Origin of the sequence: Corynebacterium rouxii (assembly GCF_902702935.1) — a bacterium.
In the GTDB taxonomy this organism is placed as follows: domain Bacteria; phylum Actinomycetota; class Actinomycetes; order Mycobacteriales; family Mycobacteriaceae; genus Corynebacterium; species Corynebacterium rouxii.
In genome coordinates this window covers 998,677-1,022,407 of sequence record NZ_LR738855.1, presented here as the reverse complement: position 1 = coordinate 1,022,407, position 23,731 = coordinate 998,677, and the positions used below count along the sequence as shown (strand labels likewise).

General features: G+C 52.6%; 21 protein-coding genes. 8 read left to right on the top strand and 13 right to left on the bottom strand.

Annotated elements, in window-relative coordinates:
* Positions 1 to 10 precede the first annotated feature (10 nt).
* Positions 11 to 502 carry a GNAT family N-acetyltransferase gene (locus CIP100161_RS05210; protein ID WP_155872516.1) on the top strand — a complete coding sequence of 164 codons (492 nt, stop codon included), beginning with the start codon at positions 11 to 13 and terminating at the stop codon, positions 500 to 502.
* An 88-nt stretch (positions 503 to 590) separates the two neighbouring features.
* On the opposite strand, the gene gatA is transcribed toward CIP100161_RS05210, so the two are convergent.
* Both gatA and gatC read right to left on the bottom strand, forming a co-directional pair.
* Positions 591 to 2,075, bottom strand: a complete 1,485-nt coding sequence (gatA, locus tag CIP100161_RS05205; RefSeq protein ID WP_155872513.1) for an Asp-tRNA(Asn)/Glu-tRNA(Gln) amidotransferase subunit GatA — start codon at positions 2,073 to 2,075, stop codon at positions 591 to 593.
* Entirely contained in the window at positions 2,075 to 2,374 is a 300-nt protein-coding gene (gatC, locus tag CIP100161_RS05200) for an Asp-tRNA(Asn)/Glu-tRNA(Gln) amidotransferase subunit GatC (RefSeq protein WP_003851146.1), read from the bottom strand. Before gatC ends, gatA begins: the two co-directional genes overlap by 1 nt.
* Before the next feature lie 246 nt (positions 2,375 to 2,620).
* Here gatC and CIP100161_RS05195 point away from each other — a divergent pair, with 246 nt between their 5' ends.
* Positions 2,621 to 3,283, top strand: coding sequence for an ACT domain-containing protein (locus CIP100161_RS05195; protein WP_155872510.1), 663 nt, complete (start codon positions 2,621 to 2,623; stop codon positions 3,281 to 3,283).
* Positions 3,284 to 3,345: 62 nt separating this feature from the next.
* On the opposite strand, the gene ligA is transcribed toward CIP100161_RS05195, so the two are convergent.
* Positions 3,346 to 5,412 (bottom strand): NAD-dependent DNA ligase LigA, encoded by a 2,067-nt coding sequence (gene ligA / locus CIP100161_RS05190; RefSeq protein WP_408609464.1) that lies wholly within the window; start codon positions 5,410 to 5,412, stop codon positions 3,346 to 3,348.
* A 63-nt stretch (positions 5,413 to 5,475) separates the two neighbouring features.
* On the opposite strand from ligA, the gene CIP100161_RS05185 reads away from it, so the two are divergent.
* Entirely contained in the window at positions 5,476 to 6,180 is a 705-nt protein-coding gene (locus CIP100161_RS05185; RefSeq protein WP_155872505.1) for a 3'-5' exonuclease, read from the top strand.
* Between the two features lie 43 nt (positions 6,181 to 6,223).
* On the opposite strand, the gene CIP100161_RS05180 is transcribed toward CIP100161_RS05185, so the two are convergent.
* Both CIP100161_RS05180 and mnmA read right to left on the bottom strand, forming a co-directional pair.
* Positions 6,224 to 7,291 (bottom strand): uroporphyrinogen decarboxylase/cobalamine-independent methonine synthase family protein, encoded by a 1,068-nt coding sequence (locus CIP100161_RS05180; RefSeq protein WP_155872502.1) that lies wholly within the window; start codon positions 7,289 to 7,291, stop codon positions 6,224 to 6,226.
* A gap of 50 nt (positions 7,292 to 7,341) precedes the next feature.
* Positions 7,342 to 8,442 carry a tRNA 2-thiouridine(34) synthase MnmA gene (gene mnmA, locus CIP100161_RS05175; protein WP_155872499.1) on the bottom strand — a complete coding sequence of 367 codons (1,101 nt, stop codon included), beginning with the start codon at positions 8,440 to 8,442 and terminating at the stop codon, positions 7,342 to 7,344.
* A gap of 155 nt (positions 8,443 to 8,597) precedes the next feature.
* Here mnmA and CIP100161_RS05170 point away from each other — a divergent pair, with 155 nt between their 5' ends.
* Positions 8,598 to 9,446, top strand: coding sequence for a spermidine synthase (locus tag CIP100161_RS05170; protein ID WP_155872496.1), 849 nt, complete (start codon positions 8,598 to 8,600; stop codon positions 9,444 to 9,446).
* Here CIP100161_RS05170 and CIP100161_RS05165 read toward each other — a convergent pair.
* From CIP100161_RS05165 to CIP100161_RS05140, 6 genes are all read right to left on the bottom strand, one after another.
* Positions 9,443 to 10,579: a cysteine desulfurase family protein gene (locus tag CIP100161_RS05165; RefSeq protein WP_155872492.1), complete on the bottom strand. Its 1,137-nt coding sequence runs from the start codon at positions 10,577 to 10,579 to the stop codon at positions 9,443 to 9,445. The two genes, CIP100161_RS05170 and CIP100161_RS05165, sit on opposite strands and share 4 nt — an antisense overlap.
* 84 nt (positions 10,580 to 10,663) lie before the next feature.
* Positions 10,664 to 11,617, bottom strand: a complete 954-nt coding sequence (locus tag CIP100161_RS05160; protein WP_155872489.1) for an electron transfer flavoprotein subunit alpha/FixB family protein — start codon at positions 11,615 to 11,617, stop codon at positions 10,664 to 10,666.
* Between the two features lie 17 nt (positions 11,618 to 11,634).
* Positions 11,635 to 12,429: an electron transfer flavoprotein subunit beta/FixA family protein gene (locus CIP100161_RS05155; RefSeq protein ID WP_166443187.1), complete on the bottom strand. Its 795-nt coding sequence runs from the start codon at positions 12,427 to 12,429 to the stop codon at positions 11,635 to 11,637.
* A gap of 175 nt (positions 12,430 to 12,604) precedes the next feature.
* Complete coding sequence (locus CIP100161_RS05150) at positions 12,605 to 13,789, bottom strand: THUMP-like domain-containing protein (RefSeq protein ID WP_155872486.1); 1,185 nt, start codon at positions 13,787 to 13,789, stop codon at positions 12,605 to 12,607.
* A 27-nt stretch (positions 13,790 to 13,816) separates the two neighbouring features.
* Positions 13,817 to 14,626, bottom strand: coding sequence for an NUDIX hydrolase (locus CIP100161_RS05145; RefSeq protein WP_155872483.1), 810 nt, complete (start codon positions 14,624 to 14,626; stop codon positions 13,817 to 13,819).
* A gap of 78 nt (positions 14,627 to 14,704) precedes the next feature.
* Positions 14,705 to 15,553: an ABC transporter ATP-binding protein gene (locus CIP100161_RS05140; RefSeq protein WP_155872451.1), complete on the bottom strand. Its 849-nt coding sequence runs from the start codon at positions 15,551 to 15,553 to the stop codon at positions 14,705 to 14,707.
* Positions 15,554 to 15,668: 115 nt separating this feature from the next.
* On the opposite strand from CIP100161_RS05140, the gene CIP100161_RS05135 reads away from it, so the two are divergent.
* Positions 15,669 to 17,705 (top strand): alpha-1,4-glucan--maltose-1-phosphate maltosyltransferase, encoded by a 2,037-nt coding sequence (locus CIP100161_RS05135; RefSeq protein WP_155872449.1) that lies wholly within the window; start codon positions 15,669 to 15,671, stop codon positions 17,703 to 17,705.
* Positions 17,706 to 17,759: 54 nt separating this feature from the next.
* Positions 17,760 to 19,958, top strand: a complete 2,199-nt coding sequence (gene glgB / locus CIP100161_RS05130; RefSeq protein WP_155872447.1) for a 1,4-alpha-glucan branching protein GlgB — start codon at positions 17,760 to 17,762, stop codon at positions 19,956 to 19,958.
* Positions 19,959 to 20,105: 147 nt separating this feature from the next.
* Here glgB and CIP100161_RS05125 read toward each other — a convergent pair whose 3' ends face one another.
* The gene (locus CIP100161_RS05125; protein ID WP_155872444.1) at positions 20,106 to 21,002 is read right to left on the bottom strand and encodes a tetratricopeptide repeat protein; all 897 of its coding nucleotides are present in this window, start codon (positions 21,000 to 21,002) and stop codon (positions 20,106 to 20,108) included.
* Between the two features lie 151 nt (positions 21,003 to 21,153).
* Between CIP100161_RS05125 and CIP100161_RS05120 the strand changes: the two genes are divergently transcribed.
* Complete coding sequence (locus CIP100161_RS05120) at positions 21,154 to 21,537, top strand: TIGR02611 family protein (RefSeq protein ID WP_155872442.1); 384 nt, start codon at positions 21,154 to 21,156, stop codon at positions 21,535 to 21,537.
* 95 nt (positions 21,538 to 21,632) lie between these two features.
* Here the strand turns inward: CIP100161_RS05120 and CIP100161_RS05115 are convergent, their stop codons facing one another.
* Positions 21,633 to 22,676: an ABC transporter substrate-binding protein gene (locus CIP100161_RS05115; RefSeq protein ID WP_155872440.1), complete on the bottom strand. Its 1,044-nt coding sequence runs from the start codon at positions 22,674 to 22,676 to the stop codon at positions 21,633 to 21,635.
* A gap of 47 nt (positions 22,677 to 22,723) precedes the next feature.
* On the opposite strand from CIP100161_RS05115, the gene CIP100161_RS05110 reads away from it, so the two are divergent.
* A complete protein-coding gene (locus CIP100161_RS05110; RefSeq protein WP_155872438.1) occupies positions 22,724 to 23,731 on the top strand; it encodes a FecCD family ABC transporter permease in 1,008 nt (335 codons plus the stop codon).

Genomic DNA, 23,731 nt, shown 5'->3' with positions numbered 1-23,731 from the left:
ACTTGTCATCATGTCAGCTTCAGAATTCACATTAGTGCGCACAACTGAATCCGATAGAACTTATATTGCTCGGCTCAATTTCCTTACCGATGTTTTCGGTGATGAGCATGCCGACATTGGGGCTGATTTCTTAGAGGACTACCGTTTTTACGTCAAACAATGGGATCCCACTGACGGTGGACTCATTGCCTGGTCACCTAAAATGATCCCAGCCGGAGGCGCATGGCTTGTTTGGGGGAATGATAACGACCACGGTTATGGGTACGTATCCGAAGACATTCCCGAGGTAGCTATCGCTGTCGAACCACGTTATCGAGGAAACGGCGTAGGCAGTATTTTGCTCAATAAATCGCTTGAACTTGCACGGACACTTGGTGCGCCTGGACTCTCACTATCTGTTGACGACGGAAATCCTAGGGCGAAAAAGCTCTACGAACGGCTCGGATTCCAAGATATCCGCCACTCTGATGCTGGTTTTAGCATCATGTGTTACCACTTCTAGCAACCATTGTTAAAGATCTCAAAAGGCAGCACACAAGCGTGCTGCCTTTTGAACCATTTAGAGCTCTAAGCTACAAAATACTAAGAAATTACTTCTGACCAGCCTCGAAAGCTGCACCTACCTTGTAGAGACGATCGTCTTGGAAAGCAGGAGCCATAATTTGCAGGCCTGTAGGAAGCTGAGAATCCGGTGCCAAACCAGAAGGCAAGGACATACCGCACAGACCAGCAAGGTTTAGCGGAAGGGTGCACAAGTCGAAGTTGTACATCGCCATTGGGTCCGAAACCTTCTCACCAAGCTTGAAGGCAGTGGTTGGAGTCGTCGGGGAAACCAAAACGTCGCACTTTTCGTATGCTGCTGCGAAGTCCTGAGCAATGAGGGTACGCACACGCTGAGCCTGCAAATAATACGCATCGTAGTAACCAACAGACAAAGCATAGGTGCCCAAGATGATACGACGCTTTACCTCTGGGCCGAAACCTGCCGCGCGAGACAAGGACATAACTTCTTCTGCAGAGTGTGATCCGTCGTCCCCCTCGCGCAGTCCGTAACGCATACCGTCGAAACGCGCGAGGTTGGAGGAGACTTCACAAGGAAGAATCAAGTAATACGCTGCCAGAGCATCATCGAAGTGAGGACAATCAACTTCCACAATTTCTGCGCCTTGTGCCGTTAACTGCTCCACAGACTTATGGAACTGCTCGAGCACGCCAGACTGATAGCCTTCACGGTCGAATTGCTTGACAACACCAATCTTGGTGCCCTTAAGGTCACCACGTGCGCCTTCACGTGCCGCTGCTACTACAGGAGCTACCGCACGATTCACGCTGGTGGCATCATACTTATCGTGACCAGCGATAACCTCGTGCAGCAATGCCGTATCCAAAACGGTACGCGCAGTGGGGCCACCTTGATCGAGCGAGGAGGCACAGGCCACCAAGCCGTAGCGAGAAACCGTGCCATAGGTTGGTTTAACACCGACAGTATTTGTTAGTGCCGCTGGCTGACGAATCGATCCACCAGTATCGGTACCAATGCCCAAAGGCGCTTCGCCGGAAGCAAGTGCCGCAGAGGTACCGCCACCAGAACCACCTGGGGTGCGCTCAATATCCCATGGGTTAAGAGTCGGGCCATAGGCAGAGTTTTCCGTGGAAGATCCCATAGCAAACTCATCCATATTGGTCTTACCCAGAATAGGAATACCAGCTTCGCGGATCTTCTTGGTTACGGTTGCGTCGTAAGGGGCAACGTATCCTTCAAGCATCTTCGATGCACATGTAGTAGGCGCATCGGTGGTAACAAATACGTCTTTCAGTGCCAGTGGGACACCTGCAAGTGCGGATGCTGGGGCTTCACCCTTGTCCAGGGATGCGTCCACAGCGTCTGCTGCAGCAAGAGCTTCTTCAGTACCAACGTGTAGGAACGCATGGAGAGTCCCGTCGACATCGTTGATACGATCCAAGTGCGCTTGGGTAACTTCACGAGAGGTTACTTCGCGGCTATGGATTTTTTCTGCCAGCTCAGCAGCGGACAAAGAGGTCAGTCCGGAATCTGGTACGAGATATTTATTCATTAATCTTGCTCCCCCAAAATCTGTGGCACGACGAAGCGCTGCTGATCGACCGCTGGTGCTTGATCAAGAGCCTGTTCTGGAGTGAGGATCTGTTCAACGACGTCCTCACGCATCGTGGTTTTAATAGAGTGCGGGTGGCTCATAGGCTCCACGCCTTCTGCTGCTACCTGCTGCACTGCGCTCACGTTTCCGATGATTCCATCGATTTGCTCAGCAAATCGATCCAGTTCTTCATCAGTCAACGCCAAACGAGACAGCTTGGCCAAGTGGGCGACTTCATCGCGCGAAATCTCAGGCACTACGTCGATCCTTAACTCACGTTGGGGTGTTGTTCTACATTCTCAAAGGCGCCTTCATCAAAAGGCGCTTCCGACTTACAACATACTACTGCACCCCCGATATATTCCGACCTTGTACCCCTTGTGATTGCTAAACTGCCCACATACTCTTGTTTAGTACAGATTTTATTAACACATCTCCAATAATGTGCAGGCGCCATCCTAATTTTATGAATGATCGCCTGCGTTTAAAGGCGCTGATTAACAATGTCATATCTCATCCGTATGCAAATTCCTGACGAACCAGGCAGTCTCGGCCGCGTGGCTGAAGCGGTAGGTCTTATCGGTGGCAACATCTCTTCAGTTGATGTTGTTGAAGCATTTAGCGACGGCACAGTCACCGACGACATGGTCGTTGAACTTCCTGCTGGCACCATGGCCGATGAGCTAATCACAGCAGCGCATGAAGTCGAAGGTGTTGAAGTTGACTCTATCCGCCCATTTTCCGGCCGCGTAGATAGGCGCGGTCAGATCGCCATGTTGGCCTCCGTTGCAGGAGCTTCGTCAAATTCAGCACTGCTAGCCGACATGGTGAACAAGATGCCTCAGGCTCTTACCTCGTCGTGGGCAATTTTGTTGCGCGCAGAAAATCCCGTCACCCGAGTTACCGCCTCTGATGGCGCTCCTGCTGACGACGGTTCTACCCCTTCTAGCCTTCCCATCAACCAAGCTCGAATCCTGCAACCAGAAAAAGAATCGTGGATCCCAGAAAGCTGGGCTATTTTAGATTCTTCACTGATTGCTGCCCCGCTGACGGGAACCGATCTTGTATTGGTCATCGGCCGCGTAGGCGGACCAGATTATTTATCCAGCGAGGTTGAGCACATTGGAAACCTAGGAAAGATCCTCGGTAGCCTGCTCAAACACTAAAACAACTCAGTACGCCCTCCGAAGCATTTTTCATCACTTCGGAGAGCGTACTTTTTACTAGCCTAGACGGTGCCGTTTTCTAAAAGCTGTTTAAACTCGTCTTCATTGAGGATACGCAATCCCAGATCACGGGCTTTCGTTTCCTTGCTACCTGCGTTTTCCCCCACTACCACGTAGCTGGTCTTCTTGGATACCGAGCCGCTTGCTTTACCACCACGAGAAACAATCGCTTCTTTAGCGGAATCCCTAGAAAAATCGACCAAAGAACCGGTCACTACAATGGTCAATCCCTCTAGAACTTGGTCAGGAATATCTGAATCTGCATCCGCCATCGTTACACCAGCGTGAGCCCATACTTCTACGATGTTCCTATGCCATGGCACGTCAAACCATTGAGCAAAGCTCTGCGCGATAATCGCGCCGACGCCCTCGGTATTAGCAATGTCGTCTACGTCTGCAGCTCGTAATGCTTCGAGGCTTCGATAGCGTGCCGCAAGTGCTCTGGCGGCGGTGGGCCCAACGTGTCGGATCGACAAGGCAACCAGAACACGCCAAAGATCCGTATGCTTTGCCGTCTCAAGATTTGCCAGCAACTTTTCACCAGTTGCGTTAAGTGCACCGGCCTTTGTGGTGTAGACCTTGGTGCGTTTGAGATCGTCTTCCGTTAGATTAAACAGCTGGGCTTCGTCGATAAGCACGCCGGAGGCGATAAGATCCTCAGCTCCTTTTTCTCCAAGGGCTTCGATATCAAATGCGCCACGTCCAGCTAGATAAGTGAGCCGTGAGGATAACTGCGCTGGGCACGATTGGGAGTTCGGGCATCGCCAGTCGGCGTCGTCTTCTTTTTGTGGTGCTAGGCGTGTTCCGCATGCTGGGCACAGTGTCGGAAAAATAAATTCGCGTTCGCTGCCGTCACGTTTCTCAGCAACAGGACCGAGAACCTCTGGGATCACTTCGCCGGCTTTGCGGATAACCACGGTATCGCCGATAAGAACGCCTTTGCGTTTTACTTCGGTCTGGTTATGCAACGTAGCCATCTCTACGGTGGATCCAGCAACAAACACTGGGTCCATGACGGCAAATGGCGTAACCCTGCCAGTACGCCCAACGCCGACCTGGATATCAAGAAGCTTGGTGGTCACCTCTTCTGGAGGATACTTGTAGGCGATTGCCCAACGAGGTGCCCGTGCAGTCGAGCCGAGTGTACGCTGCTGCGAAAAAGAGTCGATCTTGATCACGAGCCCGTCCATCTCATGAGTCGCATCATGGCGATGCTGCGCCCAGTAAGCCACGCACTCCTGAACTTCTTGAGCCGAGTGGACACGTTTTGTATATGGGGATACCGGCAGACCCCATGCTTCTAAAGCTTTATACGCATCAAACTGGGTATCTGCTTCAAATCCTTCTGAAGCACCGATTCCATGACAAATCATCTTCAACCGGCGTTTACGAACAGCCTCAGTATCTTTTTGTCGCAGCGAGCCAGCAGCAGCATTACGTGGGTTAGCAAACGGCTTTCCGCCTTCTGCTTGGCGTTGTTCATTGACTAGCGCAAAGTCTTCGACGGCGATAAATACCTCACCGCGGATTTCTACAAGATCGGGCACAGGATATGCGTCGGAGGTGCTGAGACGGTGCGGGATATCCTCAATTACTTTGGCGTTGGCGGTGACGTCTTCACCAACGCGCCCATCGCCACGCGTAGCTGCTCGCTCTAGACGACCAGAACGATACACCAAATCAATAGAAAGACCATCGATTTTCAGCTCGGTGAGATAGGTATCGCTGGGGGTTCGTTGAAGCCAGCCATCGAGTTCGGAGGCGTCAAAAACATTGTCCAGACTGAGCATTCGCTCAAGATGCTCAACGTTATCGAAAGAACTCTGCGCTATAGGTGCGCCAACTTCCAACGTAGGGCTTTCAGGAACAGCTAATTCTGGATGTTCCTGTTCTAGTTGCTGTAGCTGGCGAAAGAGCTGATCAAACTCCGCGTCTGAGATTTCAGGCGTGTGGTTGTAATAGGCATCTCTATGGTGGCGGACTTGATCGGCAAGGTCGTCCCACTGGCGGCGTAGATCAGCAAAGGTATCAGTCACCCCGCCTAGTGTAGCGGGGTAGGCAATTACCATGCTAACAACGCTTTTCGACGGCCGGTTACCTCCATGTCATAGTTATTCTCTAGGGTAAGCGGTATGGATAACAACGCAACCACTGAGCACACTTTCAACCCCGCACATGTTTTGAGTTTCGATTTAGAAACAACCTCTGCCAATCCTTTCGAAGCACGCATTGTCACGTCTGCGCTTGTGCGCATTGATAGTTCTGGTGCGCACCCTGTAGAACTACTCGCCGACCCAGGGGTAGAGATCCCCGAAGCCGCCAGCAAGGTCCACGGAATTAGCACCGAATATGCCCGTGAACACGGCGAACCACATGATGTTGTACTTAAGCGCACTGTCGATGAAATCTATGCTGCTTGGGATGAAGGCTTTACACTTGTTGTATATAATGCGCCCTATGATTTGACGGTATTACGCCAGCTCACCGGCGATTTTGTCGTTAAAGGCCCCGTATTTGATCCTTATCTTATCGACCGTAGCATGGATCGTTTCCGCAAAGGTAAGCGCACTCTGACTGATTTGTGCGCTGTATACGGTGTGCGCATGGATAATGCCCACGAAGCGACTTCTGATGCTCTAGCAGCTGCCCGTATTGCATGGATGCAGGCAAAGAAGCGCTTTAAAGGTGAGCTAGCGGCCTATTCCAATGATGAGTTGATGGAATATCAGGCGGTTCAATACTACGAGCTTCAAAAAGACATGAAGAAATATCTCGATGGGCTTGGCCGCGATACTTCAACGGTGAATTTTGGATGGCCAATGCAGAATTCCCGCTAATACACGACCATACGTAGCCGCCTCTTGTGAGGTGCTGAGAAGTTTAAAGGTCACCTGCATCTTCATGCAGCATCGTACGTACCCGCACGATGTGCTGAAGGTGTCGGGCACCATCAAGGACCGTGGCTGGCAGCGTGAAGAGCTGTTGTGTTACAGAGCTTGTCTCCAAAACAGTACGGTCAAGCCCCATTTCGTCAATAAGCCTAGCGAGTTGAATAGCAGCGTGGCGGTCTGGGTCTTCCGCGAGCTCTCCTGTCGGTGATGATGTAGGAACAGCCGGAGCAGGTAATGCCCACATAGCGCCTACGCCGTTCGAAATCGCATAGCCGCAGGCGTCGAGAGCCTTCGTTCCACAAAGATCACGAGGATTTATCACCATCGATGTGGCTCCTGACTGCCGCATCAGCTCGATAGCGGCGGCCGTAGATTCAGGTCGCGGCACCGCTGCCGCCGAGATTGCGCTAAGCACAACCGCGCTGTGTTCATGCGACTGCACCGAGCTCACAAGCAGAGCTAGTACTTCAACTAGGTCGTTTACATGGACGGCGCGAATAACATCAAAATCCGTAGTGCCTGGCACAGTACCATGCATCAAGGCAACCGCATCGGGCTCATGAAGCTGCACTACCACCTGCGCCCCGAAACGACGCCTCAGGTCCCCGCAGTGCTCATGGATAGCCTCAGCCATGATCCCAGCAATGTCACGCACTGCGCCTCGATCTGTGACTGCACGGTGCCCATTCGCTAGCTCAATCCGAGTAGCCAGCGACCACGGCCCCATAAGTCTAGTTTTTATTGTTGGAGCATTACCCCACTGCTGCTCAAGATCATCAAGATCGCGTTCAATCCCATCCCACAATCTACGAGTAGCAATTTGGGGACGAACACTAAGCCGCCACGACCGCGGACCTTTTTCCACAGGAAGTTCTGGCAACAGCGCACAGGATCGCCCGACTAGTTGATCCGTCACTCCACGCTGCACCAGCTCAGGTAGAGCCATGCAGTCACCGGTCTCCCCCACGATCACATCAGCAGCTTGGTAAAGATCAAGTCCTGGCATGGGGCCTAACGCGCACGCGACCGATTCCAAGAAACCTACAGACTCTGCCATGGCGAGACCCAACCTCTTTCCCACGCTGATGTGTGTTAGTGAAAATACCGCTACTGGTGTTCGGTAGCACAAATTGTTCCTGATCCTAGGACAATGTCGCCATCGTTATCAGGAAGATAGATCACGGCTGCTTGGCCTCGGGCAACACCAGACAACGGTGTATGCAACTCCACTCGCATGGTGTCGTCATCCTCGGTTACCGTCACGCTACAAGCAACCACACTGCCGTGGGCACGAACTTGGACTTTAGCCTCAAAGCTACCGGTCATAGCTGGGTGCAAATATTTCAGACGATCAGCAGTCAACGCAACCACCTTCAGGTTGTTACGAGATCCCACGGTAACTGTTCCCGTTGCAGCGTCAATGTCTGTAACGTAACGAGGCTTACCATCAGCCGCAGGCTGCTTAATGTCAAGCCCTTTACGTTGACCAATGGTGTAATTCCATACCCCATCGTGCTCTTTAAGCTCATTGCCCTCAGCATCTACGATCATACCGGGCCGCAACCCGATATGCCGTCCCAAAAACGCTTGGGTATTACCGTCGGGGATAAAACAAATGTCATAGGAATCTGGCTTCTTAGCCACAGAAAATCCCATAGCAGCTGCTTCTTCTCGGATCTTAGGTTTAACTGTATCCCCCACCGGGAACATGCAATGCGCGATCTCATGAGCTCCCAGCACTCCCAGCACATAGGACTGATCCTTATCCGGATCGATAGAACGACGCAGATAACCATCGCCGCCATCAACCGGCTGAGTCAAACGCGCATAATGACCGGTTACCACTGCATCAAAGCCCAAGGCAATGCCTCGCTCTAGGAGGGCAGCAAATTTGATCTTCTCATTGCATCGCAAACACGGATTCGGGGTTTCACCCGCCTCATATGAAGAGATGAAATTATCAATCACATCTTCTTTGAATCGGTCAGAAAAATCCCACACATAAAATGGGATACCCAGCTTGTCGCATACACGACGCGCATCGGCGGAGTCCTCCAACGAACAACATCCTCGCGAGGACTCCCGAACTGTCTGCGGATCCTGCGATAACGCAAGGTGCACCCCCACCACATCATGTCCGGCGGCGACTGCACGGGCGGCTGCCACTGCAGAATCAACACCACCGCTCATTGCTGCTAAAACTCGCATGGGTACCTCTTACTCCTACTTCGTCGGTGCTGGCTGTCCAACTAAAACCACCACGGTAGCCTAGTCTTTTTCACGCCATGCTGACAATTTGCTGTCATGTGCACAGTCCTCCAAACTCACTCGTGATGGCACCAACCGCGTAGCATCTCAGGATTATGGGTAGAAAACGCACGAATAATTCTCAGGCACAAGGTCACGGTCCAGTTCCTGGAGTGTATCCAACATCTACAGGTGAGGTAGAGCTGCGCGCTGACTCATTTTTGCCCCATGCTTTTGAGGTCTATGTCAATGGAGTTCCATCAAGCCATATTGCGCAAGATCCCGAGCAATTGGAATACGAGTACATGCGTTGGATCGCAGCTATCGTCGATTGGTTTGTCGCAGCGCATAGCAATCCACAAAAATTACGCGTCACCCATCTCGGTGGCGGCGCGTGCACACTCGCGCGTTATTTCTGCCACCGCTTCCCCGACGCTCGCAACACTGTAGTAGAACTCGATGCGACTCTTGCGACATTAGTGCGCGAATGGTTTGATCTTCCCCGATCCCCACAGCTTAAAATCCGCGTTGGCGATGCATGGGACGTCACCCAAACATTTGTCCCATCATCTCGCGACGTAATCATCCGTGATGTTTTCGCTGGCAGTACAACACCTGAGCGTCTCACCACAGTCAATTTTTTCGAACGATGCCACCAAGCACTATCCCCAGGCGGACTTTATGTAGCTAACTGTGGTGACCACCGCGACCTGCACATAGCTAAGGCAGAGATTCAAGGTCTTCGTGAAGTCTTTCGCCATGTCGCATGTATTGCCGACCCAGCTATGTTGAAAGGGCGCCGATACGGCAACATCATTTTGATTGCCACCGACTCCGAGCTTCCCACCAACCAAGAGCAACAAGCCTTAACCCGTCTCCTCCTAGGCGGTGGTGTTCCAGCTCAGTTCAAAGACAATCAGTGGACCAAAAACTTCAGTTCTTCGTCCACCGCACGTCGGATCTAGGCCATCCCTGCAAGTCGAGCACGCGCAACCACATCAGGAAGCTGAGCAATAAGCGTATCGACGTCCTCCTCGGTCGTGGTGGCACCAAGTGTAAAACGTACCGCGCTTCGAGCAGTAGATTCTGAAACGCCCATCGCAAGAAGCACATGGCTTGCCCTATTTACTCCGTTGGAGCATGCAGACCCCGTTGAAGCCTCAAGCCCCAAAGAATCCAACAACATGATGAGGCTGTCGCCTTCCGCGCCGGGGAATGACAGGTGAAGGTGGCCTGGCAGGCTATGGCGCGGCGTGTGGACAACAGTGTTGTCGATTGTAGCGACGACATGATCTCGCAGCTTATTAACGAGATAACGCAACCGCGTATTTTCTTCGTCGATCTCGTTTACCGCTTCTGCCAGTGCGGCCGCGGTTGCCGCCGCCCCAGCTACGTCGACAGTTCCCGAACGAATACTGCGTTCTTGCCCGCCGCCAAACATGACAGGTTGTGGCGCGGGCGAACGCCGTGCGAGTAGTAGGCCGACTCCACGTGGCCCTCCGAACTTGTGAGCACTGGCCGCAAGAGTCGTAGCCCCCAATCCATCGAAATTAATGTGCTGGTGTCCTACCACTTGCACTGCATCAACGTGGACAGGAGTGTCTACTTCCTGAGCAGCTGCGATGACCTTTTCAATAGGTTGAATCGCACCAGTTTCATTATTTGCCCACATGACCGCTGCAACAGCGGCTGCCGTACTTAACGCATCAACATTTGCAATCGCTCCATAAGAGTCGACGGGAAGGAAATCTAAGTCGGCACCATGTGATTCCAATGCTTTGACTGTTTCTAACACGCCTGGATGCTCAATTGCTGTGGTAACGATCCGGTTGGGAGCTTGTCCCTGACGGGCCTTCCACAAGCCATGGACCCCAATATTGTCAGATTCGGTGCCCGAGGCTGTGAAAATTACTTCGATAGGCTCACAGCCCAACAACTGGGCGATCTGTTCACGTGCCGTATCGAGCACGCTGCGAGCAGCACGGCCAGAAGCATATTGGCTGGCAGGATTAGCCATGCCTGCGTACTCGAGCCATGCAGCACGAGCTGCCTCACGGATCGGAGTTGTTGCGGCATGATCAAAGTAGCGAGTCTGCATGGTGAGGTAGTTTACTACCGTCTCGTACCCAGCCTGCGTCCACGCCGCGATAATGGCTGTTCAACCGGATATACCGCTACTTTTCTAGGAACGTTGAGCGATTTCTTTGACTAGCAACGGTGCGATCTCATGGATATCACCGACGACTCCAAGATCTGCAATCTGGAAGAATGGCGCATCTGCATCATTGTTGATCACGACGATTTTCTTCGACGTCTGCATGCCTGAAGTGTGCTGGATAGCTCCGGAAATACCCAAACCGATGTACAGATCCGGAGAAACGGTCACTCCTGTTTGTCCCACCTGATATTGCGCTGAGTAGTAACCCAGATCTACTGCATCGCGGGTGGCTCCAACTGCACCGTTGAGGGCATCAGCTAGTGGCTCGACAATAGTGGTGAAGTTTTCTGCGGATTCCACGCCTCGGCCACCAGCGATCACGACCTTAGCGGTACTTAGATCAGGTCGATCCCCCTGAGCCGCGGGGTTAAAGGAAGTAACCTTGACATCTTTGGCACCGGCTGCAGGAATATCCATCACAGACACTGCTGGCTGCGATGGCGCTGGAACAGCTTCCACAGCACCTGGACGCAAAGTATAGATCGGGCTCGCACCACCCACAGCTGCGGAAACATCGACGGTATCACCGAAAATCGACATCACAGACGTGCGATCTGCGTTCACGCCTACAACGTTGCACAGCACTCCGGAAGCTAAACGAGCTGCGAGACGGCCCGCAATTTCATTGCCATGAACTCCGGAATTCAGCAGAATTGGACCTGGTTGAGCAGCTGCTAGCATAGACAACGCATCAGCCTGTGGAATAACAACTCGACTGTCAGCATCTGCGACCTGTGCGGCCACAATGGCTGTTGCACCGTATTCAGCAATTTGGCTGACTAGTGCTTCATGGCTGCCTGGCGTGCCAACTACAACTGCAGTTACATCACCCAGCGGACGGGCGGCGGTAATAAGCTCCCCGGTTGCGGGAAGAACCTGACCATGTGCGTGTTCTACGAGGACATAAACAGTAGACATATCTGTTCTCCTAAACCTTAAATAAGCTTTTCCGCAGCCAAGAAGTCTGCAATCTTTGCCGCTGCTTCAGCAGAGGATGTGTTAATAACTTCACCGGCGACACGGGCTGGTCGTTCTGTTGCAGCCGTGACTACGGTTGCTGCGTGCGCCAAACCAACTTGTTCAGGTGCTACGCCAATGGATGACAGCGCCATGCGGGTAATCTCGGCCTTTTTCGCTGCCATAATGCCTTTGAAATTAGGGAACCGTGGTTTATCTGCTTTTTCGGTTACAGAAATAATCGCGGGTAGTGGTGCCTCAACCGCAAAATCACCATCATGAGTTTCGCGGATGCCTTTGACTACACCATCGACTATAGCCACGGAACGTAGGTGTGTTAATGCAGGCTGTTGACGATATTCGCTCAGAATTCCTGGAACAGCGCCCATTGAGCCATCAGAAGATGCAGAGCCTGTAACAACCATTGCAATGTCAGGGATTTGATTAATCGCGTTATGCAATGCCCACGCAGTACCCAGAACATCGGAACCTGCGAGGCTATCGTCGGAAAGCAACACCGCACGATCTGCGCCCATCGCCAATGCCTTGCGTAAAGCTTCTTCAGCATTTGTTGGACCTAAAGACAACGCCACGACTTCGTATCCAGCATCTGGGTTGTCGTCGCGAAGCCGCAATGCCTGCTCCACTGCGTACTCATTAATCTCATCGATGACTGAATCCACGTTCGTGCGATCCAACGTGTAATCAGCCTCGAGCTTTTTCACCGACCACGTGTCGGGAACATTTTTGACCAGAGCCACAATAGCGGGCATCGGTGCCATTCCTTCCTCATTGTGCGCACAAGAACCAACGAAGTGCTCGTCCGCATAGATGAACATCTATTTGTTTTTTATAGCGCGCTTGACCCCTTGTGGGCCACGCGCCCGACTAGTCTAATGCAGCGCACAAACTTGTGCTTATCGTGAGCATGCATCTGGCATTTTCTTCCTATTTCTGCGAATGTTCGCGCGCATGGCAGATCAAAGCTACACCTTTTCGACCAATGCGGGTACATATCACTGCCATAGGAGTGTTGCCCTTGAGCTTGAGTTTCTTTCGCAGCTGATCAGGATCCACATCCACGCCTCGCACTAGGATTTCGAGGCTTCCAGCACCGTGGGCAACCAAAGCCGATTTGAGCTGTTTAAGCCCCACCATCTCAATGAATCTAAAGCCACTTCTCCCCTGCGGAATGCGATCACCGGTGAGATAAGCAATGTGCTCATCAAGCATCCATAATTGTTCGCGCGCGGCATAGTGTTGGACCAGGCCCGCACGCACGACCGCACCATCAGGGTCGATGATAAAAGTCCCAGGATCCCCAGCTGGCACTTCGCCATCGTGATGGTCGTTAAGGATGTCGACACTATGATCGACCCCAATCATGATGGCTTCACGAGTCAATCCTTCAGATAACTCTGGCGTGTAGAGGCACGCTTCTTTTACACCACCGGCAACGCTTACAACACTGACCAACCCGTCCCATTCTTGAAAGTCCAAGCCCGGCGCGCATTTGATTGCCATCGGTGCGGCTGTGGTTGTAGCTATGCGCCAATGATCAACCAATTGCGGTAGCGGTGGAATAAGTTGGTCGGGTTTCGTGATTCTGCGTCCTCCCGAGCGCCGAGCGGGGTCTGCGATGATGACATCGTTACTTGTCGACGCTCGTTTCAGTGCGTCTGCTTGAGAAAATAGACCAGTAGGCACATTGTGTCGTGCCATGAGAAGGCGCGACATATCAAGGTCGCTGCCGTGGTAGGCCATGCCGAAGTCAGTGATGGCAGCTCCCTCTGTGCCTATGGAGCATGTAACGTCGTGGACTATTGCTTCGGTTCCACAGACACGGTGAATCCGGTCTGCTCGTTGCTGAGCCACAGCTAGTGGCGTTGCTTGTTGTGCGGAATCGTGGCACATCAGCCAGTAGTGCGGTAGTTTTCCCTGCGCTGATGTCCGAGAGGCGCATAGTTCCATTACTGCTCGACCATTGGCGCCAAAATGTTTGTGAAAGGTTGCGGCGTCTTTTACTGCTGTCGCTTTAGTCATCGCATGGTCGCGAGTGATCGCGCCTGCTACAGCTGTTATTTCTGCATCATGGTCGAGGAGGAAATGCACCTCGTCGGTGGTGTAACTCACTGGATGGTATTCTCGTTTTCAGTGTTTTTAGAAGCGTTCGGGAGGGGTAAAATTATAGAATTCTTCAAAGCGCGGATCGTCTACGGGGTCGCCAATGATGGGTGTCATGTCTGCGCGCCGAAGAAACTCTTGCACGTCGCGTACGCAATCGAATCGGCTCAAGCTGAGAAGTTGTGCCCACGTGGGGATGACGAGTCGAATGAGCCCTGCGCGCCAGCCGTCAAGAATCAGAGATGGAGAAAACCATCCGGTTGATGCTGCTTCGCGGGTGTTTCCGTCTGGTTCTTGGCCTGGGGGTTGTACTGCGACGAAGGCAAACATATCGAATCTTTTTTCGTCCGTTTCGGGGCTTACCCACCGAGTTGAGGGGCGCAGCCATTCGGAGCGCAGGGTGAGATCATTTCGTGCCAAGACTTGAGAAAGCGATAGTCGGTGGCTTTCCAGCGCTAAGCGTTGGGGGTGGTAGCGAGTTGCATCAGGGATGGGTGTCCCGTCTGAATGCGTAGCTAGCAGCGCGCCGGTTTCTTCAAAAAGTTCGCGTACTGCTGCGAATAACAGTGCGCGCGCTCGATTGCGGTTTGTGCCGAGCAAGCGAGCCCAGTGCATGAGGCTTGGACCACCAAAGGTTTCGTGTTCAGATTCGACACCATCTAGTTCGAAGTCACGGGGGTCTACTCCACCTCCTGGAAATACGGTGGCATTGGGAAACGTAGGCATCGAGGAGACGCGTTCTTGCACGTAGACTTCGAGTCCAGTGGGGGAATCTCGGATCATGAGCACCGTGACGGCAAGTTTTGCACCGTCAAGCCCTTCAGTGAGGTCCACTGGTGTACTCATGGGTGTAGCTCACCTCGATTTCCAAGTCCAGCATAGTTGCAAGATATTCTACAGCGTGATTGCGTTAGCTATCACCCGCTACCGACGATGGCTTCGGGCGGTTCGCTGACGGCGGGCGAAATAACGGCCATCAATCTTGTCTACCTTGATGGGCTGATGGAATGCCTTGGTCAGGTTGGCACTGGTAAGAACGTCGTCGATAAGCCCTTGGGAGACTACTTCGCCTTCGTCTAGGAGCAGTGCGTGAGTAAAACCTGCGGGAATCTCCTCTACATGGTGCGTAATCATGACCATGGCCGGCGCGTCAGGATCCATTGCTAGTTGAGCAAGGTATCCCACGAGATCTTCTCTGCCGCCTAAGTCCATGCCTGCGGTGGGCTCGTCGAGAAGCAAGAGTTCTGGGTTGGTCATGAGAGCGCGGGCAACTAAGACTCGTTTTCGCTCACCTTCGCTCAAGGTTCCCCACGTTTGATCTGCGAGGTGGTAGGCACCCACTTGTTCAAGGATTTCGATGGCCCGATCGTGGTCCCATTTGTCGTATTCTTCGCGCCAACGCCCCAAGATGGCGTACCCTGCCGAGATTACGAGATCAAGAACTTTTTCGTTGGTAGGTATTCGGTTTCCCAACGCAGACGAAGAAACGCCGATCATTGCTCGCAAATCGCGCATATCAGTTTTACCAATGCGTTCCCCCATGATCCACAATGCACCTTTTGAGGGGAATTCTTCGGCAGCCGCCATCCGAATGAGTGTGGTCTTGCCCGCACCGTTCGGCCCGAGGATCACCCACCGTTCATCCAATTCAACCTGCCACGTGATAGGCCCTACCAGTGTTTTTCCACCCCGCGTGAACTCAACCTCATCAAAATCGAGGAGTAGATCGGGGTTACGCGGATCATTCGTCGGGTTCGTCATAGGTTCCATCATGACGGATTTCTCACTGTGCGTGTGGAATAGACACAGCTTGACTACTCTAAGAGGCAAGGCTCGGGAAGGATTTTCCCGACAGTGAACAGTCCCCTACGCATAGAGGAATCGGCTTATGAGTTCGAAGTCCACACGACTTGCTATTGAAGATGTTCGCCCCCAGGCTTCGTGCGGGCGACGGCCGTCGAAAGCCGTGGTCGGGGAAATGATTCCCGTCAGCGCCTTAGTGTGGCGCGAAGGCCACGATGCTATTGCCGCCACTCTCGTGGTAACTGATCCGAACGGTCACACCTCCTCTATTGCGATGGCAACCAAGAAGTTCGATCCCGACCGCATGTGGGCAAGTTTCGTTCCTGATCGCCCCGGTACGTGGACTTTTAGAGTCGAGGCTTGGTCCGATGCCGTGGCCACGTGGCGCCATGCAGTGACCACAAAAATTGAGGCAGGTCAAAGTCCCGAAGAACTTTATAACGACATTGAGCACGGCGCCGCCTTATTCGAATCAGCCATCACCAGTGCACCAAAAGCTGAAAGAAAGACACTAGCGCCAGCGTTTACTCGGGTCATCAACGCATTGCGTAGCGACGCTCCCCTGCGCGCCCGAGTAGCTCCTGCACTCAGCGCAGAAATCACTTATCTGTTGGCTGAGCATCCTATTCGCGAACTGCTCACTCGCGGGCACACCTACTCGATTTCCGTCGAACGCACCAAAGCCCTGTATAGCTCATGGTACGAACTATTCCCACGCTCAACTGGTGGCTGGGACAAGGACGGCCAGCCTGTTCACGGCACGTTTGCCACGACAGCTCAGGCTTTGGATCGAGTAGCTGCCATGGGCTTTGATACCGTTTATTTCCCACCAATCCACCCCATCGGTAAGATCAACCGCAAAGGCAAAAACAACGCACTCATTGCGCTACCGGGCGACGTAGGGTCACCATGGGCAATCGGCTCTGCTGAAGGCGGTCACGATTCAGTGCACCCACGTCTTGGAACTATCGACGACTTTCGCGCACTTGTCGCCCGCGCACGCGAGCTGAACCTTGAAGTCGCACTTGATTTAGCGTTGCAAGCTGCGCCTGACCATCCATGGGCGAAATCTCACCCAGAGTTCTTCACCGTACTTGCTGACGGTTCTATTGCCTTCGCAGAAAACCCTCCCAAGAAGTACCAAGACATCTACCCGTTGAATTTTGATAACGCTCAGAAGAAGATCTACGCAGAAATTCTGCGCGTCGTTCTATTCTGGGTTCAGCAAGGTGTGACCACCTTCCGCGTGGATAACCCTCATACCAAGCCGGCAAACTTCTGGGAATGGCTTATTGCCAAAGTCCATGCCAAGCATCCCGAGGTCATCTTCTTGGCCGAGGCTTTTACCCGCCCAGCGCGACTCTACGGCTTGGGCAAAGTGGGCTTTAGCCAGTCCTACACCTACTTCACGTGGAAGACTTCGAAGACTCAGCTGCAACAATTCGCCGAAGAAATCGCCGAGATGGCTGATGTGAGCCGCCCCAATTTGTTTGTTAACACCCCCGATATTTTGCACGAGTCTCTACAGTATGGCGGTCGCGCCATGTTCGCTATACGCGCAACACTTGCAGCAACGATGTCACCAGTATGGGGTGTGTATTCCGGATTTGAGCTCTTTGAGCATGAAGCAGTAGCCCATGGCAGCGAAGAGTACGCAAACTCCGAAAAATACGAACTACGCCCCCGCAACTATGACGCCGCCCGCGCAGCCGGCAATTCTCTCGAACCGTACATCACACTGCTCAATTCGATTCGTACACAGCATCCGGCACTCCAACAGCTACGAGTGATCGATTTCCACTCAACCGATAACGACTCCATTCTTGCCTACAGCAAGGTCGACCCAGTTACTGGCGACACCATCGTGGTAGTAGTCAACCTAGATCCTGATCATGCCCAACAAGCAACACTTGAACTTGATATGGAAGCTCTTGGGTGTGATACCACGGATTCCTTCGATGTCACCGATCTGGTGTCCGGACAACAATTCCACTGGGGTCAACGCAACTTTATCCGTCTCGATCCGTGTGCCAACGTAGCTCACATCGTTACTATTCCGCCTGTATCAAACAGCCACAGAACACAACTATCTTGGCGCGGGGAATCCGATTACCGGAACTAATAACTGTCAACATCCGCCACATATCAACTTAATGTAAAGAAAGTACTTACTCTCATGGTTTCTCCTACTCAAGTCGCACCAGTCCATCCTGATGTCCTCCACGCCCTCAAAATCTGCCAATACCACGATCCGCACGGAGTATATGGCTGGCACGAAGTAGATGCTGACCGCGCAGTTATTCGCACCCGCCACATCGGAGCAGAACGCGTGGAAGCATTACTTAGCGATTCGACTGTGGTAGAGCTCGCTGCCGTAGGTGACGACATCTTTGAGGCAATCGTTGACCACGATGTTTCCTGCGATTATCGTCTCCGTATCCACTGGCAAGGTGGACACGTGACCGAGCAGGCCGACGCATACCATTTCCTGCCAACGCTCGGCGATCTTGACCTACACCTCATTAACGAAGGTCGTCACGAGCGACTGTGGGAAGTACTCGGCGCGAACCCGACCACCATCACCACTGCCATGGGGGATGTGGAAGGTACTGCCTTTGCAGTCTGGGCACCTAACGCACGCGGAGTTGCTGTCATCGGTGACTTCTGTGGATGGAACCCCAGCCAATACCCTATGCGTAGCCTCGGATCGACCGGAATCTGGGAGCTGTTCATCCCTAACATTGGCGTGGGAACAGTCTACAAATTTGCGATCCACACCCACGAAGGTCACCGCCTCGACAAGGCAGACCCCATGGCAAAGCGTGCCGAGGTAGCACCGGCAACCGGCTCTATCATCGCTTCCTCCTCCTACACATGGAATGACGATGCGTGGATGACTAATCGCGCGCACACCGACCACGACAACGCTGCAATGAGTGTTTACGAAGTCCACCTGGGTTCATGGAACCAAGGTCAAAACTACGAGGAACTAGCCACCAACCTTGTCGACTATGTCAAAGACATGGGCTATACCCACGTGGAATTTCTCCCCGTCGCAGAGCACCCCTTCGGCGGTTCATGGGGCTACCAAGTCTCTGGCTACTACGCTCCCACCTCGCGCTGGGGCACCCCAGATCAGCTGCGCTTGCTTATCGACGCCTTCCACCAAGCAGGCATCGGTGTAATTGTCGACTGGGTGCCAGCGCACTTCCCCAAGGACGCCTTTGCCCTCGGTCGCTTCGACGGTCAAGCTCTCTACGAGCACCCCGACTGGCGTCGCGGTGAACAAAAAGACTGGGGCACCTACGTTTTCGATTTCGGCCGAAATGAAGTCCGTAACTTCCTCGTCGCCAATGCTTTGTACTGGCTCGAAGAGTTCCATGTCGATGGCCTTCGCGTCGATGCCGTAGCCTCCATGCTGTACTTGGATTATTCACGCGAACCCGGGGAATGGCTTCCTAACATCTACGGTGGCCGTGAAAATCTCGAAGCTGTTCAGTTCCTCCAAGAAATGAACGCCACCGTGCACAAGAGCCACCCAGGTGTGATGACCATTGCTGAAGAATCCACTTCATGGCCAGGAGTTACCTCTCCAACATGGGAAGGCGGCCTCGGTTTCAGCATGAAATGGAACATGGGCTGGATGAATGACACACTCGAATACTTCTCACACGAGCCTATTCATCGCATGTACCACCACAACGACATCACGTTCTCCATGGTGTACGCATACTCTGAGAAATTCGTCCTCCCCTTCAGCCACGACGAAGTAGTTCACGGCAAAGGCTCACTGTGGACCCGCATGCCAGGCGACGCATGGAACAAAGCAGCCGGTCTGCGCACTCTGTACGCCTACATGTACGCTCACCCAGGAAAGAATCTGCTGTTCCAAGGACAAGAATTCGGCCAAGTGAAAGAATGGTCCGAAGAACGAAGCCTTGACTGGGGTGATATGGACGGTTGGGAAGGCGAATACCACCGCGGTATCCGCACCTTGGTACAAGACCTCAACGCGCTGTACAAAGACTCCCCTGCGCTCTACAGCCAAGACAACAACCCAGCAGGATTTAGCTGGACAAAGTCTGACGACTCAGCAAACAACATCTTGTCTTTCGTGCGCTACGGTGCTGATGGATCCAAGATCCTAGCTGTATTCAACTTTGGTGGAGCAGATCACCCAAGCTACAAACTAGGTGTGCCTGAAGGTGGAAACTGGAAGTGCATCCTCAACACTGATGCAGGCATCTACGAAGGAGCAGACAACTACCTCGACAACGACGTCATGGCGTGGGACACCGACTGGGATGGCTATCAGCATTCCCTCACAGTGCATATACCTGCAATGAGCGGCCAGCTCTACCGCTGGGACGCGTAATCACGCTGATGTAAGAAGGCACGTTGCCTGCCAGCTTTATGCTGGTTGGGACAACGTGCCTTTCTCATTTTCGATCTTCTATTTAAGCTTAAGTAGCTTTTACGACTAAATTTAATCTACTTCGAAAATAACAAATGACAATCATTATTAAAATAATTTGCTTGCCATTTTCGATCGGGCAGCCTGCACACGAGGATCACTAGTTTCAAACACCGAGTACAATTCCAGCAACCGCGTCCTAACTTTCTCGTTCGGCAACAGTTCGATGAGACGATCAAACGCTTCCTCTACTTTTCCAGTCGTGATCTCTGCATCAGCAGCAGCGAATGCTTTATCCACGTTCTGTAGATCAGCATCTGCAACAGCAACAGGATCGACGCTCCGATCAGCATCCTTCAGACGCGACAGCAATCGGGCGTTGTCCCGCGCTTGCAAAGCCATCTGATTTTTTGGTTCATGGCGCAAAATTTCTTCATAGACCGCAATAGCTGCATCAAAATCGCCAGCATTCAATGCCTCAGTAGCTGGTTCAAAGCGCGGATCCTCTGCTGGCTCCGCCTCTGCATCATCACCAGTAATGCCTGGTAGTTTCCCTTCAACTGCCTTAACAACTGCAGCAGTCCATTGCTGCAACGCTTCTAGTGGCTGACCACCCTCAAAATTAGCCAGAGGCTGGCCTTGAGCCAACGCCACAACCGTCGGCAAGCCCTGAATACCAAACATTTGGGCAACCTGCGGAGTAGCGTCGGCGTCAATATAGGCGAAAATGAAGCTCAAGCTCGCACCGCTGGCGATCTGGCTAAGATCCGCACGCAGCTGTTCCGAATCGGGGCTTCGTGGAGTACCAATCAACACCACAACGGGAACCTGCATGGAACGCTTAATAAGCTGTTCTTCCACGTTGTCCATAGTGATGGTTACTGTGGGCTCCACCCCAGCCACGGTCGACTGACCCGCTCGCTGAGCCTGAGAACGCGCCTCCGCACGAGCTTTTACCTCTCCTAGATCAATCGCACCAGCGACAAAACGATTAGGGGTTGTCATGATTTTTTCACTCCTCAGCAAAGTATTTACCTGTGCCAGCCTACGTTCTTCCACCAATTTTTGCGTGGTCGATGGATTTATATGAAGTAAATCGAAGCATCACTTAAAATAACACTCAGTTTTATCATTTCTGAGCATGCAATGAGGGGCGATGGAAGAAAAGGTCCACAACCTAATGAACAAGATGCAGGATCGACACCTGCACATGAAGGCTGCTTGGTACGGACCTGTCCTTTCTCCCCTTCTCCTAGTGGCAGGTATGTGCCTACTAGTCTTCGGCATCATCATCTTGCCTACCCCAGCCCCTGGCTGGCTCTGCATTTTTATTGCGCTAGGGATACTTTCTCTGGTGCATCCACCGACCCGCAGGCTTACTATCTGGCTGGCAGCCAAACTAGATATCTTCTTTGCTTGGTACGGTCAGCGACATCGAGCAGTTCGGGCCAGCCTCGTTGGATTTTTGATCCTCTTTATGGTGTTGATGATGGGCGGAACCTACGTTTTCATTGCGCCCGCCCACTGGCCAAGTATTTAGCCTCAATAGGGCAAAGAAAATGACCCGCTCCTAGTGAACTTGCATCGCAATGATTGTTAGCTCACTAGAAGCGGATCAGAATTTTTCCGAAGGACTTATTTCTTCAGTAAATAGTCGTGAAGGTCCGAGACAATCTCCATAGCGCCTGTTGGCCCTAGACCAAGGAACCACACATCGTCATTAACGCGGTGAGCCTTACCCGCAGCCACTGCTTCAAGGTTCTTCCATGCCGGCCCTTCAACAACAGCAGCTTCCCCAGTCGCATCTGGTTTTCCGTAGGAAGTATAGAAGATGACCGATCCTGCAGCTTGATCGATGTTTTCTGGAGAAATTTCAACAGCAAGATCATCAACATTTTGCTTTTCTGGGCGAGCAAGCCCAGCATCGGCAAGAACAACACCAATCAACGACTTGTTTCCATACAGCCTCAGCTTGTTAGGCATAAACCTAACTAGAGAAACCTCAGTATTTTGGGGAACGTTATTCTTTAGCTCAGCAACACGGTCAGCATACTCATTCAGTTTTTCTTCTGCTTCTTTTTCCATACCAAGTGCCTCACCAACAAGGAGGAAGTTTTCCTTCCATGGAAAACCTGGTCGGATGGAAAAAACCGTAGGTGCAATGTCAGAAAGCTGCGGATATAGTTTGTCTGCACGCAATTGCGAACCAATAATCAGATCGGGCTTCAAAGCCGCAATTGCCTCGATGTTAAGCTCATTGATAGTGCCAACCCGCTCAACATCTTTTACCTTGTCGGCAAGATAGCTCGGCACTGGGTTAGCACCCTTGGTAGTGGTCATTCCTACTGGGGTTATCCCAAGAGACAAGACGCTATCTAATTCACCAGTATCAAGGACAACAACACGCTCAGGTTTGGTCGCGATCTCCGTTGTTCCAGCAGCATGAACGACGGTACGTGGGAATTGGCCTGGCTGCGCATCACTACCAAGCTTGGCAGTCTCTTCATCAGCGGTATTAAAACGCTGACCACCCACGGCAACATCAGCGTTACCCTGAGCGTTAGTCGAGGAATTGTCAGAAGAAGAACATGCTGCAAGGGACAGCATTATTCCAGTGGCAGTGGCGAAGGCAAGGAAAGAACGCATTGCCCGCACACGAGGACGAGGAATTATGAACATGATGGATAGGATAGCCTAGTTTTATAAAAATTAGTTAGTATTATCTCATGCTTCGACAACCTCGTGTACGGCTGCCATTGCCTGTAGTGATCATTTTCCTTGGAATCATCCTCCTCTGCATGATCATCATGAGTTTAGGAATCGGTGCTCGAAGCATTACCCCACCCGACGTCCTCGCCGCTCTTCGTCACTACGGCGACCCAACAAATAGTCACATCATCTGGGGACGCCGCATCCCCCGCACTCTCATCGCCATTGCAGCAGGTGCGTCGCTGAGTCTCGCAGGTGTGTTAATTCAAGCGTTAACCCGTAATCCCCTAGCGGACACCGGCGTATTCGGCATCAACGCCGGCGCAGCTTTTACCATTGTCGTCGGCATGGCTCTGGGAGGATCACTAAGCCACATCAGCATATTCGCACTGGCACTATTGGGCGCGATCCTAGCCGGTGCATGCGTATACGCACTCAGCATGAACTCATGCAAAGGCTCTGATCCCTTACGCCTCGTACTTGCCGGTGTAGCACTAAGCGCAATACTCACCGGCATCGGCGACGGCTTATCGCTAGTAAATCCCCAAGCATTTGATCGGCTCAAAAGCTGGATGGTCGGCAACATCGACGCCGGCTCGTATCACCCCGCAGCTCTAGCAGGAGCTGGCCTACTCCTAGGGATTCTCGTCACCGCAGCATGCATGAGACAACTCAACGCATTATCCCTAGGAGACGAGTTGGCCATCACCATGGGGGCGTCGATAGCAAAAACTCGCTTGTTCACATTCATCGCAATCGTCGTACTCGCTGCTAGCGCCACTGCCGCAGCCGGGGTCATTACATTCCTAGGACTTATGGTTCCACATATCGCACGATGGATCGTAGGCCCCAACCTCCTACGCTTAGTGGCCACCGCTTCTCTCATCGGCCCCATCATCGTGCTATCAGCCGATATCCTCGGCCGAATCATCGTTCCAGGTGAATTTCCCGCCGGCGTGGTCGTCGCCTTCATCGGCGCACCATTCCTCATCGCTTACGCGCAGACGAAACGCAAGGAGATTTAG